Genomic DNA, 15788 nt, shown 5'->3' with positions numbered 1-15788 from the left:
CCCTGGCCGTCATGCCGCAACCCGGCTTCCGTTATTTTCTTGTGTACGCAACCGTTTGAGGAACGATACGTATCGTTTATATAGTTACATCAGGATGAAGAGAAGTGCCGCTCGTCTTCATAAAAAGGAGAGCATCCCAACCATTGCGAGGCGTTAGAATGTAGAGGTTATCTCGTGCGGAGGCAAGAGGTTATGACGCATAGGCGGCAGAATATTGAGGTGAGATTTTTCAGCAAAATTCTCTCTGGCGACGCTAACGATCACCACAGACCTTATTTGTCCATTTTGATGGAGTTTCAAAATCTAACGATCACCAGAGACGCTATTTAGCTGAATTTCAGCTGAAAACGGGATAAAACGGACGAATTAGCCAAAATAGCGTCCCTACGGATCGTTAGAATTTGAACGTGACTGTTTAGGACGAAATAAGCTTTCTCGTGATCGTTAGAAAAAGTTGAATTCGAGCACGAACGGTATTAATCTATTACGTAAATAACTACGGAAAATATGTACGGGCATATCCAAAAGGAGGCGCCACCCATGAAGCAGCCGGATTGGTTCCAGGCAGAAGTAGCATTACAACAAATTCAAGTCATCGGAAGCGATCGGAATGAGCTGGTGAATATCATCGGCGAGGCAGCAGGAGTGAACTGCATTGGTATTGGTACGGATGCGGCTGTATTTACGTATGACCAGCTGCCACAGTATGCCTTCAAAGTGTATTCGGATCATGCTTTAAATAAATTAAATAATGAAAAACAGGTCTACGCCCAGCTTCAGGGCCTATCTTACTTCCCAACGTATTATGGCAGCGGCCGAAATATACTGGTCATCAGTTACGAACCTGGAGACACTTTACTTGAATGTTTGGAAAAAGGAATCCCCGTCCCCGAGCAGGTCATGCTCGATGTAGACGCAGCGCGAGAAGCAGTTCGTCGCCTTGGACTGAATCCACGCGACATCCATCTCAAAAATGTGCTTCTCCAGAATGGACGCGGCAAAGTGCTCGACGTATCGGAGTATATTCAAGAGGGAGACGATCATCGCTGGGAGCATCTCGTGTGGGCCTATCACAACATCTATCCACGTATCAAAGGTACGCCCATCTCCCCACGGATGCTGCAAACGATCAAATGGGCTTATAACCAGCTCGATCAGGCCAATCTCAAAATGGAAGATCTCTCAAAGAAAGCTAATCGACTGTTCTCCAGGTTTCTGAAATAGACCGCACTGCAGCGAGCGATGAATCCAACCCTTCCCCCAACCACCCGAGTTTAGCCGATAATGGGCTAGATCAGGGTGGTTCTTGACTTCACATTCCTTTTCTTCAAGCCTTCTCCCCTTTCAACAGTATCTTCCTGCCCTTCCCACTCACCCTTCCTTCATTCCCCGTGCCTGCGAAGGCGTCACGCCCTTGTACTGCTTGAATAATTTTGTAAAATAGTTCGCATTGTCACATCCCACCTGAGCGGCTATTTCCGTGACTGTGAGGTTGCTACCTTGCAGTAGGCGCTCAGCCTCACTCATTCTGCATCCGTTTACGTATTCTACGAGCGTACGTCCGGTCAGCTTTTTGAACATTTTGCAGAAATGATATACGTTCACCCCCACTTGGCTTGCCGCTTCACCAACCGACAATTTCTCCTGGGGATCAGCCTCAATCTGTGCAATCAACTGTTTGAACCGCTCGCGGTTAGGAAAATACACTGCATTCGCTCGATCCCGCAACTGATGCGGCATAAACGTCCGGGCCATCAGCGTAAACAACGCGTGCAGCTTGGACTTCACTACAAGCTGGTACGCCGGAGGTTGCGTCGCCATCTCTTCCACAGCTTCATTTAATAAAGAATAATACCCGGCACAGGCCGCATTCTCTGCGGCTGGTTTGACCGGAAACCGCACACTGCCTTCCAGATAAGGCGCAACATACTGCTCATGCACTGGATCGCTCGCAAAATCGTGAAACAATGCTCGATTGACCACAACCGAGTCATAATGCACATCTCCCTCATCCAATGCGTATCCAACATGCAGAGCGCCACCCGGAATGATAATTACCTCTCCTGCTTCAATTTCATAAGGGCGGCTATCGATATGAAATACGGCTCTACCCTTACGCATGATGATCCACTCAAAGTGCTCATGCCAGTGCAAATATAAAATGCATTCTTCCGTTTTTTTCGCGGAACAACGATTTTCAAACAACTGAAACGGATGGGATTTATGATCTATTCTTGTATCTTCGTGAAGCGCTTTCAAGTCCAGCATGGTTTTTTCCCCCTTACCACAAAATCCGACTAATAAAGCACAAAATTGTTTAGAGCCTTCCCTTAGATCCAAGGCTATAATGAGTGTGTCACGAAGTACTATAAGCCAATATTGGAGTGAATTACAACCATGAATCCATCCATTCGTATCGGAACCCTTGTAGGCGGCCATGATGCCGTTCGGGTCATTCCGCAGATTATGCAACATGGCTTCGAATCCTTTAACCTGACGTTCTGGCAAAGCACGGGCAACCTTGATCTGGCAGAAACCGCCAAGCGTGTCCGCGATATCGTTGACGAACAAGGCATCACCATTTCGGCTGTAAGTGTATTTGGTAATCCGCTCACCGGCACAGGGGATAACGCTGACACCTTGGCAAGCTGGGAGCGAGTCATTGACCACGCACAGCTTTTTGGGGCAGATATCGTCTCCGGCTTTACCGGACGTCTGACCAATCAACCGATTGACGAATCGATTCCACGGTTCAAGGAAGTGTTCGGTGAACTGGCACGACGGGCGGCAGACCGAGGTGTACGCATTGCTTTTGAAAATTGTGATATGGGTGGAACGTGGCAGACCGGCGACTGGAATATCGCTCACAACCCGACCGCTTGGGAAATGATGTTTAATGCCGTTCCTGATGAAAATGTGGGGCTGGAATGGGAACCATGCCACCAGATGGTCAGCTTGATTGACCCGATTCCACAGCTTCGCAAATGGGCTCCGAAAGTGTTCCACGTCCATGGCAAAGACGCAACCATCGCCTGGGATATTGTCAAAGAACATGGTGTGCATGGACCGCATGAATTTGTCTGGCATCGCACCCCCGGCTTTGGGGACAGCAATTGGGCAGATATCATCACCATTTTACGCCAGAACGGTTACCAGGGCACGATCGACATTGAAGGCTGGCATGATCCGGTGTATCGGGACGAACTTGAGATGACTGGGCAAGTGCATGCATTGAATTACTTAAAACATTGCCGCGGGGGCAGCTTTGTGCCCAATCCGGTGTAAAGACATAACGGCATGAAGACTGAAAGACTCAGTTACTCATGTGCCCATAAAATACAAATGCTCGTCACAATCACATGCACTTCTCGCATGGAGCAATAACTTATAACATGGATCAATAACATCTATGCATCTATATGAGGGAGTTGAGCACATGACCTACCCTTATCGGGTTATCATCGCAGGTTGCGGGGCAATGGCAAACACTTGGGCGGACTATGCCAAAGAACGACCAGATACGGAAATCGTGGGACTCGTTGATCTCTACGAGGAAGCTTCGTCATCTTTTGCCAAGCGACACAATTTATCCTGTCCAACCTTTACGAATATTCGCGATGCCCTTGAAGCTGTCGATGCCAACATCGTATTTGATGTGACCATCCCTTCCAGCCATTATCATATTGCGATGACCGCACTACAGGCAGGTTGTCACGTCTTTGGCGAAAAACCGCTGGCAGAATCCTTCTCGGACTGTACGGACATTGTGCAAACCGCCCGCAGTACAGGACGTATTCAAGCGGTGATGCAGAACCGCAGGTTCGATCCTCGCATCCGTGCCTATCGGCAGCTCATTTCCAGCGGAACGATTGGACAGCCGGGATATGCAGGAGCGGACTTCTTTATCGGGGCACATTTTGGCGGTTTCCGCGACCTCATGGACAGCCCGCTTTTGCTGGATATGGCGATACATACCTTTGATCAGGCTCGTTATATCCTTGGTGCAGATCCGGTGTCGGTGTACTGTCATGAATTCAACCCTCCAGGTTCCTGGTATAAGGGCAATGCGATGGCGATATGTATTTTCGAGATGTCCGACGGATCTGTGTTCGATTATCGGGGGTCCTGGTGTACCGAGGGCGTGCCTACATCCTGGGAAGCAAACTGGCGTGTGACAGGTGAAAAAGGAACCGCCATCTGGGATGGTCATGACAACATCTATGCTGAAGTGGTCAACACACTCGCACTGGAGGCTGATGGCAAGCCATCTTTCCTCCAGCGCGCTGAACGAATCGAAGCGGAGCTGCCTGTAATGGACAAAACCGGACACCACGGCTGTCTTGAAGAGATGTTTGCTGCACTTGAAGAAAATCGACTGCCCGAAACGGACTGCAGTGACAACCAGTTCAGCATGGCTATGGTACTCGCGTCCCTCGAAAGCGCACGTACCGGACAAAAGGTACGGATTGCAGATTTATTGAAAACAACAGGTGAGCCATCTTGAATGAGAAAGGAAGTGAGACTTATTGGATAGCGAAAGTGAAATTATTATTTCTCCATTAAATGCGGACTTAGTAGATGATATCCATACGACAAACGATGATTTTACGTTATTCGGTAAAATCATCCCCAGTTTACAAGCTGGACAATGGTCCTATGAAGAAGTTCTTTTTGATGAACCGAAGGAAACTCGTTTTCCAGATGACAAACTGGATTGGGACGAATATATCAACCAGGACGATAAAATGTTGTTTTTAGCGTATATGAATCAGGTTTGTATAGGACAGATTAGAATCATTAAGGATTGGAATCGCTTCTGTTATATTGAGAACATTGCGACCAAAAAAGAGTATAGAGGTAGCGGAGTAGGAAGGCTGCTCCTCCATAAAGCAGAAGAATGGGCAAAACAAAAAAATCTTATTGGAATGTCCCTCGAAGCACAAGATGACAATCTGGGTGCATGCCGATTTTATGTAAAACAGGGCTTTGTACTAGGTGGGGCCGACACACTCAAACAGTCCTATACCCCTAATATTGATACCACTTTATACTGGTATAAGTTATTCAAGTAACGAAGACTCCGGCAACATAAGGAAAACAGCCGTTCCAACATTGGAACGGCTGTTTTTATTCACCTACAAAATACGCTTCTTCATCGCTTTGTACACCAATTGCGCAAACAAACTGTTGGACCATGCGAACCATGGACGCGTATACGTATGCGGATCATCGACATGAAAACCTTCGTGCATATACCCCGTTCCCGCGTCGGTGTTCTCCAGCAAATCAATCATGGCGAGCATCTCCGCGTCATTGTCTGCCGTCAGTCCTTGCATGGATAATGCCATATGCCAGATGTACCCTGGAGGGGTGTGCGGGCTGCCAATGCCCTTGGCTGCTGTTCCTTCATAATAATACGGATTTTCTTTACTCAAAATAAAACGCCGTGTATTCTGATACACCACATCATCCACGGATACATATCCGATATACGGAATCGACATCAGTCCCGGTGTGCCCGCATCATCCATTAGACAAACATTGCCATAACCGTCCGTTTCATAGGCGTAAATCTGTCCATACACCGGGTGACGATAGGTACCGTACAGGGCAATGCCGTGCCGGATTTCTTCCTCCAGACGAGCCATACGGCTCACCAGCAGTTCGTCACGGAACACCCATTTTGCAATCTCCCCCATCTGGCTCAGTGTCAACGCGGCGAACATATTGGACGGAATATTGTAGTGAAAATCACAGGCATCGTCGCTTGGGCGAAAGCCCGACCAGATCATGCCCGTATAGTTTACTGGCATCCCCATTCCCTCGTTACGCAGTGTATCGTGCGCCGGGCAGTTACGCCGCATGAATCGATACGGGGATTGCTCTACATGACGCTGTTCCGTTTCCCACAGGTGCACGATCTGCTCCATGACCTTTTTAAAACGTTCATCAAAGATGTCTGTAAGCTCAGTCTCACGCCAGTATGTATAAGCCAGCTTCATGGAGAAACACAACGAATCCAGTTCAAATTTCCGTTCCCATACCCAAGGTGACATTTCTGTCTCATCATTCGCGTCCCAGTGCCAACCATTGGCCGTTTCGTTAAAAGCGTTCGCATAGATGTCTATATCTGCATAGAACGTATGCCGTTTAATCAGCCCTCCGATAATCCGTTGCAACTGCGCGTCATGCTTCGCCAGCGGAACGTAATGGATCACTTGCTCCACCGAATCCCGGAGCCACATAGCGGGGATATCTCCCGTAATAACAAAGGTTGTACCGTCATCTAACAGCTTGGTGGTCGTTTCGAGCGTATTCGGAAAACAATTATGGAACTGAGCCAGCAGCTTCGGTCTGTGCTTCAAATGCTCATCCGCTTCAGCCAAAACATCACGAACAGCTTGGGGTAATTCCAAATCGGGCATCGGAATTTTAGGTAATCTGAACTGATCCATGGGAGTCCTCTCCTTTTTTATAAGTTAGCCCAGCTAAAGAGTTTACATCTGCACTCCAATGACAGAATAACCTTTCAATAGGAATATTGTTATTTTCGTTATTATAATTTATAATAACGTTATCATCCTGTAAGTTTACCTGTTCCATGTAAGCACGTCAATTCACAATTAATCAGTTTCCTATTCAATCGGCTACCCATATGACACAAGTCATTTACCTACTGATAAAATCAGGTTTATCCATCTGTACATCAAAGGAGTAATCATATGTCTCGAAAAGTATCGATCCAGACGCTGGCTGACCAGCTGGGGTTATCCAAATATGCCGTGTCCCGCGCGCTCAGCGGTAAAACCGGTGTCAGCGAATCTACGCGTGTACGGGTTCTGGAACTTGCCCGTGCACTCGGGTATCGCCAGAATATACCCGGCTCGGCGAGCCATACTGCCAATACCAATAAGGCTCATGCAATCGAACCTCCATTTGCCCTAATATGTATGAATCAGCTTAACCGCGGTGAGCCGCATTATTGGCAGCGTGTGCTGTCAGGCATCATCTCTGGCTGTAACGAGCAAGGCTGGCATCACGTCATTGTGTCACCTTCACTGGACTTACCGGGCAAGGAGATTTCACCTGAAAAAGCCATCGCACCTCATCTCGACTGGACACGTTGTGCCGGAATTATCGTTATGGGCGCTTTTCCGCATACCGTGCTGCAAACGCTGGTACAGACAAGCCACCCCATGATTTTGGTCGATCATCAGGAGCCTTTGCTGAACTGTGATACGATCAGTCATGATAATCTGGAAGCTGGCATTACTGCGGCCAGATATCTCCTGTCGAAGCAATGCAGACGCATCGGTCTGATTACCGATGACGGACGTGCCGCAAGTTTTGCACAGCGTAAGATTGGAATCGAGCTGGCTTTGAATCATTTTCATACCGAGGTAAGGGAAGAAGTAGGCTTTCAAGCTTGGAATGTAGCCTATGAAAACGGAGAATGGGTGAACAAGCTCGCTGACACCATCGAGCGACTTCCTGCTGAAGAACGCCCCGATGCGTGGATTGGCGCGAATGACGATATCGCCTTACAATGGATGCACAAACTTCAGCATATGGGATTATCCACGCCTAAGGATTGCCTGGTCATCGGAATTGACAATGTGTACACCGCTGCCACCTCATCTCCCCCGCTGACTACGGTACATTTGTGCAAAGAGGAACTTGGGCAACGAGCCGTCGAGGCTTTGAAGCGTCGAATCGAACGCCCAGGTACACCGAAAGAGACGGTTATGTTATCCACCACATTGATTCCAAGAGATTCGGCTTAATGGTTTATCTACGTCAAAAAAAGAGCCTCACATTCTTAATGTGCAAGGCTCTTCTCTTTATAATTCATAATTGAAGATGTTTATTGATCCCAAGGCATACTTGAATCACTCGCAAGTTTTACTTTCCAGTCCACATCCCCGAAATCACGATGCACCACGGTTCGTTTTAACGTCAATTTTGTCCCCTTATCCTTGTTAAAACCAATAACAATCAGCTTCACTTCATCGATAACATACTGTTCATTCAGATTGGCTGGGTTTCTAGTCCCCATGATCCCAACGGGATACTCCTTCCCTGTTGAGTCCGTTGCGACCCACTCATCACCATAAAACTCATTTTGGAACAAAGCGCTTCCTTCCAGCACTAGAGAAGTTTCATGCTCAGGTACATTTTTTGTTTGGTCATTCACTGACTGTCCACGCTGATAATTAAACCGGTACAATTCGATTTGATCCCCAATATGATTAAATGAAGCAAACGTATGGAAGTTAACGTCTTTCTTGGCCTTATCCAGATCAACGTCCATCGTCTGTCCCTCTTTCACAGGTATCGTGTAACCGTCCAGGACAAAGCGAATATTGTCTGCATTCAGTGTCACCAAAGACGGGTCCCACGTCTCCGATATCTTAAGCGGCCCCCCCGCACTCACTTGACTTAAATCTCGATAACGGAATTTGGCCTGACGCGCATTGGGTCTGCCCCCGTTGAAAATACGATACTCCCCCGTGTCCTTCACTTCAATATGATACAGAATATCCATGTCCCTCGCCCAATCTTCTCCTGCTTTAGCGCGAAGCTCGTCGTTCAGATTCACTTCCAGATCAAGCCGGGTTCCATTTGGCGTCTGCACCAATTGTGTCATAGCCAGTTCCAGCCCTTCCGGTGTTGTATAGGACGTATTCATCGGCGTTTCTTTGGACATTACTTTGGCTTGGGTCATATCCAGTTTGAACTCGAAGCTCCAGTCTACGGAGACCTTTTTATCCGTATAGGTTTTGGTATTCACATCATAGCCATAGCCATCTCCTACATCTAAATGCCCGAAATCTCCACGAACCGTGATTTCATCAGGGATGTCTCGATCTAACTGAAACACCAGCTTATTCAAAGCACCATTCCCTTGCCTTGTATCACGCGCAAGCTCAGCAACATTATTCCCCTTTTCATCTGTAATGTGGATATCCTCCACTTTCGAGCCCAGCAGATACATTCCTGTGCCATCAGGTGCCGTTTGCTGCAACATAAGTATAAGTTGGGAACCGTCTACAAGCACATCTTCAATCTTGAGTTTGTACCCCTGATCATCGATATCAATGTTCGGGTTCACGACAAGCCCAAGCGGTTGAAGCCGTTTGTAGTCGTCTGACAAGTTGGCATATCTCAGAACTTCCGGGACAGGAATATTAGGCAAAGGGGGGATATTTACGGCGTTTACAGGAGGCTGAACTGGCTTTTCCTTTGTTTGATCCCAAGCAGCCCAAGCTCCTCCTGCAATCAGTACCGCAACCGCTGCAGCGATTCCCGTTTGATAAATCCATGTCCTCTTATGCGACTTTTTGGTTTCCCATGGTACCTGCACATCAGGTTCTTCCATAGACACATGATCCAGCTTCTGCATCACTTGTAATGTAAAATCTACATCCGGCCCCTCGCGGAACAGCTCCTCTTCCCACTTGCGATCCTGCTTCTTGTCCTGCTCACTTGAAATAGGCTTCATAGGTCGATAAACCTCCTTTACGTTCCATCTGCTTTCTCAGCATTTTCTTCCCTCGATAGAGTGCATTACGCACTTGTGCGTCACTCATATCTGTAATTGTGGCGATCTCTTCATAGGTCAACTCATTGGTGTATTTCAAGAGCAGTACAAGCTTGTACGTTTCCGGCAACTGTTCAAGCTGAAGATGGATTTCCCGCTTCATCTCCTTGTGTAGCAAGCTTTTCTCTGGTGTGTCTTCACTGACGGATTCGATCTCCTGATCGGCGGTCATCATCGGTTTCTTTTTCCGCATATGATCCCTCATGATGTTCACTGCTATGGTATACACCCAAGCCGAGAAACTGCTGCCTTCTCTACGGGTCGGCATATATCGATAGATTCGAATAAATGTGTCCTGTGCGAGATCCTGCGCATCCGGGTGACTTGCGCCCATTCCGCGTATGATGCCGTAGACTTTATTTTTATATCGATCCACGAGCATGCTGAACAGCTGTTTATCCCCATCTATAATGCGCTGAATCAGTTCCTCCTCTGGTATCAGATGTGTCATGTAATCCCCCTTCTCTACAGCGTCCATGCATGGTTCTGTACTATATAGACGGAAGCTGTTCCCTAAATCTCTCACTTTATTGTCAAAAAAAAGAATCCACCCTCTCCGGCCATCACCGGAACGGGGTGAACTCAAATCTACGAATGATATCGTGAAGTACGCCGATTTTTCCTATTCTCCACCGTTCTTCTCAGCCACAAAATCCGCAAGCTGGGCATAGATTGCCACAATGTCATCCATCGACATGCGTACAAGTCCACTGGATGAAGGCGCAACGAACTCCTGAATCTCTTTCACAACCGGGTCATCCTGGAATCCCCATTCTACTTTGGAGCGTTTGCTGTACTGGGTGTATACACCTTTGCCGACAAAACAAGCGATATCCGGCCGGTATGTTTCCAGCTTTTTCCGCAAAATCTCGCGCCCTTCCGCATACTCTTCCTTCGTAATATCCTCAATGCCTTTCGTTGGACGGGCTACGATATTGGTGAAACCATATCCCAGCTTCAATAGTTCACCATCCTCTGTTGCATCATATAAACGCGGGGTTAACCCGGAACGCTCCAGAATGCGCCAGAAACGATTGCCTTTATACGCATAATGATGGCCAGTCTCTCCCGAGGTAATGCTGGGATTGAATCCAATAAACAAAATCGATAAGCCAGTATCCAGATGATCCGGGATCATAAGGAAACACCTCCTGAACTTTTTTGACCAAATGCCATTGCAGCTTTGTATAAAATGATATAATGATCGAAGTGTTTTCCGTAAAGAACTGAAATTTTCATGAAAAAGGAAGCTGAACCAATGATTGCAGACATCATGTTAGAAGTCGTCCTGCCCGTCTTTCTCCTGATTGCTGTCGGGTCCTGGATGCAAAAGGTGTTCAAGCTGGACTTGTACACCCTCGCCAAAATCAATTTCTATTGTATTACCCCCGCAGCCGTCTTTATGAGCATGTATCACTCAAATATGTCCGGTGAGCTGCTTGGCACGGTTACGCTTTTTTACGCGATCTATGTACTCATTCTCTATATTATAGGCTCTGTGGTATCCCGCTCGTTCCGTATGAACAAAGGCATGAAAGCCGCCTTCAACAATAGTATCATGCTGGATAACGCAGGCAACTATGGTCTACCGATTAACGCACTGGTATTCCGGGGTGACCCGCTCGCCTCTTCCATTCAGGCACTGGTCATGTCCTTGCAGGCTCTGCTCACCTTCACTTATGGTGTTTTGTCGATCCAAGGCGCGAAGCTAAAGGGCAACTACCGTGCGGTAATTATCGGCTTTCTGAAAATGCCAGTACCTTATGCGCTACTATTAGGCATTTTGTTTCAGGCGTGGAAGCTGCCTTTACCTACATTTCTGTCCATGCCACTCACCTATGCACAGCAAAGTATGGTTTCCGTTGCACTACTGACTCTCGGGGCACAAATCGTGAAATACCCGATTCGTTTATATCGTCTTGATGTGTATATTAGCACATTTTTGCGCCTGCTGATTGGTCCGGCAATCGGCAGGCGCAAAAATGTGCTGCTACTCGGACTGGAAGGCATAGCGGCTCAGGCACTCATTATCGCATCGGGCATGCCTACCGGAGTGAACTCTTCCATTCTTGCCGAGGAATATGACAACGAGCCTGATTTTGCTGCCCAGACGGTGCTGATCTCCACTCTACTTAATATTATTACGATTACGGCACTGATTTCGTATGCCAAAACGTTCTAAATAATTAACCTAAGCTCACATCCTTATTAGAGTTAGTGGGCTTTTTTCATTTAGCTTCATTCGTCCCGGTTATAGACATAAAGTCTTAAGGCCATATCATTTCTGATCCAACCTTAGAACTGTTTCGCGCGTCAAAAGGTTACTATTCGTTGTGAAATCCCGTTTCACCTCTGATTTTTTTCTTTGGGGAGGAACTATTGATATGAATAACCCTCTAACTGAAACTGGCAAGGATAAACAGGACAAAGTGAGCTGTAGAGATTACTTAATGTTGGATGAATTAAATCGATTAAGCAGGAAAAAAGCTTTGCTGCAGTACGTTGAAGAACTTCCGGATCTCCCACCTAAAGAAATGGCCAAAAGATTGATGGGTTATAGGTTAAATTGAATATTAGGTTTTCATCGCAGGATTGGGTGAAAGAGGTTGTCAGTATACCATTTATGATTCAGGAGGTTACTTTCAGATACAAAGAAATGAAACTTATTGGAATTTATGGAAAGGAACTGTAGATCAATGGATTTGAACAGTTTCAAGTTCATAAAGGTTATCCATATATAAAAATGAGTGAAAATAAGGGAGGTAATCATCAGATTTTAATATCTAATCTGACTGATGACAACAGAAGTATTCGTTATTGAGTAATCGTTAGTATATGAGTTTCGAGGTAAATGGCCTACCTTATACCAACGTGTCATTGATTCTTATGATTTTATGTATACTCTAAGTATGTGAAGAGTAGACAGAACAAATATCTTAGAAAAACAATTTAAACTATTCTGTCCCATTAATAACAGTCTATTTTTTTACAAGGATAGTCAAATACGAAGCATATCACATTCAACACAATTTTCATCACTTTTTCTGAACATTTTACACTATTAAACATATGTAATATTTGAAAAAATAAGTGAGAGTAAGGCTAGCGTTTTTTGCTCGATAGCCCTACTCTCATTTTCATTATTTTATAGATTATTTAATTTCAACATAATCATATTCTAAATAAGCATACTTCTTAGGGTAAATAACGTCCGTACTGAGTAATACTGAGCTTCCGACATCAGTGCTGTAAGTATATTGAGTAGCTTTGTACATCTGATATACTGGTCGATATCTAATTTTATACTTTTTACCATTAGGTACTTTAATAGAGTAAGAAGCCGTTGTGCTATTGGTTGCTGAGATACTAAAACCTACTGCAGCAGTAATATCATCAACTTTTGCAGTCAGTGTTCCGGAGTAAGTATTGCTCACTGAGACAGTTTTTGAGAGTGTTAATGTTCCTGGTCCGGGGCCGGAAACTCCATCAACCCATGCACCATATGATAAACCTTGGTATCCTTGATTGGTCACGACATTCCAAAGAGCGAGAGTTGTAATCTCTCCTCCCTCTCTCGTAGGAATGTTTTGTAAATTAATTGATTCTGACGTTGCATCTTGACTAGGTACCTCTTGAGCAAAAACAGAAGTTCCTAATGAGAGAGAGAATACAGCTGTTAAAGCAATTACAGTAATTTTTTTCTTCATTTGCTTGCTCCTTACATTATTATATGTCATTATACATATATAACCATAACATTGCTCCTTAATAATTACAATAGTGTAAAAGAAAGGAATTGATAATTTGTTTCTTATTTCTGGATTTGTATGTATTTCTTTTTCTGTCTCTATGTTTTTTATATTGAGGTTACTCTCTAATATTTATCCTATTGGTATTTTGGGGGCTGGTGGAGAAGAAAGTTTAAATTATTTCGCCTTTAAATACACCCTTTTCCCTGTAACTCTATTGATTATTGGTGTTTTACTGGTGCTTACTCAACTGTTCTTAAGCATAAGGGAGAAAAAATCCCGCAATTTCCAAAAGTAGTTTTTAGTCTGTCCATACAAAAATGTTCCAGATAAACAAGAGTTTCACCAATCACAACAAAAAAGTTCAATATAAAAATAACTCTTTCGTGGCCCTATTGAGCTAACGGGAAAGTTAGCTCGACAAGAAATATAAAGGCAGCTGATCAATAGGATTAGCTGCTCTTATTTAAATAATCAAATTTATAATTTGTATAATATTATATATTATTATATAAATGTAAAATATAGTTTGGTTGGGTTAGCACTCATGTCAGTTGTTATAGAATCATCTTCTCTGATAATTTCCAGACCCATGGTTAGAGCTTTAATACGAAAAAATGATTTAATTGACTTTCTTTTCAACAAATTATCCCCTCCAATTTTATGTATACACTATCTCCAATTACTTCCCAAAGTAAGTTCTTACAGCAAAAAACTCACATAACGTTAGTGATTCTTCGGTACACTCTCTCGTTCCATTTACCATAAATCACTGGTGAGCCACCCGTGATAGGATCCATTCCTAATGTTCATCTCTTCCAAATATGCCTTTTCGGTAATCCGATCAGCCACGAGCTTCCATCCGGTGAATCTATCAAGATCATCATCTTTAGCTGATTGCCTCATTTCTTTAAACAATTTAGAGCATTTCCAAACCATCCTTTCGTCATAAATTGCGGACTTGGATCGATCGCTTTGCATCCCCTGTCTCTCATCATTAAAGTATATCTAATACAAAGAAGTCCAAGCGCAGCGATGAGTCGTTGCACTTGAACTTCTTCTATGATACGCCAATTCAGTTATCGCCTGATACTATCCCAATGGTCTGTTGGCCTTTTTATGAGAAGACTTACGAAAGACTATGATTCAACCGTGGTTCGGTCTGGAAACTTGCCGCCTTCTCTGAACAAACATCTTACCAGCCACTGAGCTGCCTTATTGAAAAAAAAGCTGGGACTGATTCCATCCACTTGCACAGGCTCTAGTTCCTTCACACTTTCCTTGATCTTGTTCATCTCAATGAGTCCCATCTTCCGCTCATTCGGTCCGAATCGATAAATAACCTTTTCATCGTCCTCCGTCTGTTTCACTAGCAAAATCAATGACGCCATACAGGTTACCCCCTCGTTACGTAGTGAGATTCCAATGCTATTCAATTACTATTCTATCCTCTTATAATTATTACCTAGAATAGAGAGATAAGATATAGGGCTTTGGTTTATCAGAATGATTCAATAATCCCATCTTTCTTACAAAAAAAAAGAGGCCCTTAGGCCTCCATTTTCATCATACCAAGCAACTAGTTGATTCCAGACTACTAAAAAATCGCTCAACAAAAACATCACCATATATTTTCTTCATATGTGCCGTGTTAAAAATATATTGTTCCATACCGTCAAGCTTGCGCAGACTGCGTACCAGTATTTTCCGATCATCATCAGATAGATCAAGGTCATCATCAATCTTCATTAAAGCATTTTTCACACGTGCAGATACCTGTTCCATATACAGATGGTTTTTGGACTTCGGCGGAATACATTGCGTCAGGTCACAGCCTACAAAACGAACACCGTCAAGGATGCAGTTTTCTAAATTGACGATTAACTTCTGTTTGCCATTTCCCTCAAACGTAATATCCACTAACTTGCCGGTAAAGGAACAATTGACGATATTTGCTGCTTGTAAAATCCGATCATTGAATCTACATTTAACAAAGGTACAGTCGATAAACGTAGCATTCTCCAATGTCATGCCCCTCAGATCACAGGAGGTAAATTCACAATTGGTGAACACGGCTTCGTTCTTGCCAATGCCAACAGAGCGCAAGTCGGACCGAATAAATGTACATTGATCCACTGTGCTACCTTCAAAAAATCTCGCATTCGTAAGATCACAGGTATCAAATACAAGCTGATGCAGCGTGCAGTTCCAGAATATAGGCGAACCAACATTCGAGTTTGTTACGGTCGTTCCGCTTATCGTTTCGTTTTCATACCTTAAAATATCAGAAAAACATTCGTTGTCCACTGACATACCAGACTCAAGTCTTCTCATCCCGATCACCCTATCATTTCATCCAGAGTTTAACCCGTCACTTTTAGAAAAAAAACGTCTTGACCAAAAAATTCCTGTTCTTAACTCGTTATTATACCATAAAG

General features: G+C 44.6%; 15 protein-coding genes. 7 read left to right on the top strand and 8 right to left on the bottom strand.

The features are described 5' to 3' along the window. The first annotated feature begins 540 nt into the window (after positions 1–540). On the top strand, positions 541–1224 hold the full coding sequence (locus tag H7T88_RS06590) for a protein kinase family protein (RefSeq protein ID WP_154890744.1): 684 nt from the start codon (positions 541–543) through the stop codon (positions 1222–1224). A 147-nt stretch (positions 1225–1371) separates the two neighbouring features. Here H7T88_RS06590 and H7T88_RS06585 read toward each other — a convergent pair whose 3' ends face one another. After that, a complete protein-coding gene (locus H7T88_RS06585; protein WP_154984538.1) occupies positions 1372–2268 on the bottom strand; it encodes a helix-turn-helix transcriptional regulator in 897 nt (298 codons plus the stop codon). 129 nt (positions 2269–2397) lie between these two features. Between H7T88_RS06585 and H7T88_RS06580 the strand changes: the two genes are divergently transcribed. The 3 genes from H7T88_RS06580 to H7T88_RS06570 all read left to right on the top strand — a co-directional run bounded on the left by H7T88_RS06580 (position 2398) and on the right by H7T88_RS06570 (position 5072). Then, complete coding sequence (locus H7T88_RS06580; RefSeq protein ID WP_154890742.1) at positions 2398–3285, top strand: sugar phosphate isomerase/epimerase family protein; 888 nt, start codon at positions 2398–2400, stop codon at positions 3283–3285. Between the two features lie 151 nt (positions 3286–3436). Continuing rightward, on the top strand, positions 3437–4504 hold the full coding sequence (locus H7T88_RS06575) for a Gfo/Idh/MocA family protein (RefSeq protein ID WP_221787731.1): 1068 nt from the start codon (positions 3437–3439) through the stop codon (positions 4502–4504). A gap of 22 nt (positions 4505–4526) precedes the next feature. Beyond that, entirely contained in the window at positions 4527–5072 is a 546-nt protein-coding gene (locus tag H7T88_RS06570) for a GNAT family N-acetyltransferase (RefSeq protein ID WP_221787729.1), read from the top strand. 63 nt (positions 5073–5135) lie between these two features. Here the strand turns inward: H7T88_RS06570 and H7T88_RS06565 are convergent, their stop codons facing one another. Further along, complete coding sequence (locus H7T88_RS06565) at positions 5136–6455, bottom strand: glycoside hydrolase family 125 protein (RefSeq protein ID WP_221787727.1); 1320 nt, start codon at positions 6453–6455, stop codon at positions 5136–5138. Between the two features lie 267 nt (positions 6456–6722). Between H7T88_RS06565 and H7T88_RS06560 the strand changes: the two genes are divergently transcribed. After that, a complete protein-coding gene (locus tag H7T88_RS06560; protein WP_221787725.1) occupies positions 6723–7784 on the top strand; it encodes a LacI family DNA-binding transcriptional regulator in 1062 nt (353 codons plus the stop codon). Between the two features lie 80 nt (positions 7785–7864). Here H7T88_RS06560 and H7T88_RS06555 read toward each other — a convergent pair whose 3' ends face one another. The 3 genes from H7T88_RS06555 to H7T88_RS06545 all read right to left on the bottom strand — a co-directional run bounded on the left by H7T88_RS06555 (position 7865) and on the right by H7T88_RS06545 (position 10739). Beyond that, positions 7865–9502, bottom strand: coding sequence for a hypothetical protein (locus H7T88_RS06555; protein ID WP_221787723.1), 1638 nt, complete (start codon positions 9500–9502; stop codon positions 7865–7867). Continuing rightward, positions 9483–10052: an RNA polymerase sigma factor gene (locus H7T88_RS06550; protein WP_221787722.1), complete on the bottom strand. Its 570-nt coding sequence runs from the start codon at positions 10050–10052 to the stop codon at positions 9483–9485. The genes H7T88_RS06555 and H7T88_RS06550 overlap by 20 nt, the downstream gene beginning before the upstream one ends. Before the next feature lie 171 nt (positions 10053–10223). Next, a complete protein-coding gene (locus H7T88_RS06545; protein ID WP_154890735.1) occupies positions 10224–10739 on the bottom strand; it encodes a mismatch-specific DNA-glycosylase in 516 nt (171 codons plus the stop codon). 120 nt (positions 10740–10859) lie between these two features. On the opposite strand from H7T88_RS06545, the gene H7T88_RS06540 reads away from it, so the two are divergent. Both H7T88_RS06540 and H7T88_RS06535 read left to right on the top strand, forming a co-directional pair. Continuing rightward, complete coding sequence (locus tag H7T88_RS06540) at positions 10860–11783, top strand: AEC family transporter (protein WP_221787908.1); 924 nt, start codon at positions 10860–10862, stop codon at positions 11781–11783. A gap of 202 nt (positions 11784–11985) precedes the next feature. After that, a complete protein-coding gene (locus H7T88_RS06535) occupies positions 11986–12171 on the top strand; it encodes a hypothetical protein (RefSeq protein ID WP_221787721.1) in 186 nt (61 codons plus the stop codon). Positions 12172–12753: 582 nt separating this feature from the next. On the opposite strand, the gene H7T88_RS06530 is transcribed toward H7T88_RS06535, so the two are convergent. The 3 genes from H7T88_RS06530 to H7T88_RS06520 all read right to left on the bottom strand — a co-directional run bounded on the left by H7T88_RS06530 (position 12754) and on the right by H7T88_RS06520 (position 15684). Beyond that, positions 12754–13308: a hypothetical protein gene (locus tag H7T88_RS06530; RefSeq protein ID WP_221787720.1), complete on the bottom strand. Its 555-nt coding sequence runs from the start codon at positions 13306–13308 to the stop codon at positions 12754–12756. A 1181-nt stretch (positions 13309–14489) separates the two neighbouring features. After that, entirely contained in the window at positions 14490–14741 is a 252-nt protein-coding gene (locus H7T88_RS06525; protein WP_090917806.1) for an RNA-binding protein, read from the bottom strand. 175 nt (positions 14742–14916) lie between these two features. Beyond that, entirely contained in the window at positions 14917–15684 is a 768-nt protein-coding gene (locus tag H7T88_RS06520) for a pentapeptide repeat-containing protein (RefSeq protein WP_221787719.1), read from the bottom strand. Positions 15685–15788: the final 104 nt, after the last annotated feature.

This window comes from Paenibacillus cucumis (ex Kampfer et al. 2016) (genome assembly GCF_019748695.1).
In the GTDB taxonomy this organism is placed as follows: Bacteria; Bacillota; Bacilli; order Paenibacillales; family Paenibacillaceae; genus Paenibacillus; species Paenibacillus polysaccharolyticus.
The sequence above is the reverse complement of the archived record's forward strand: the minus strand, read 5'-3'. Positions and strand labels throughout refer to the sequence as shown.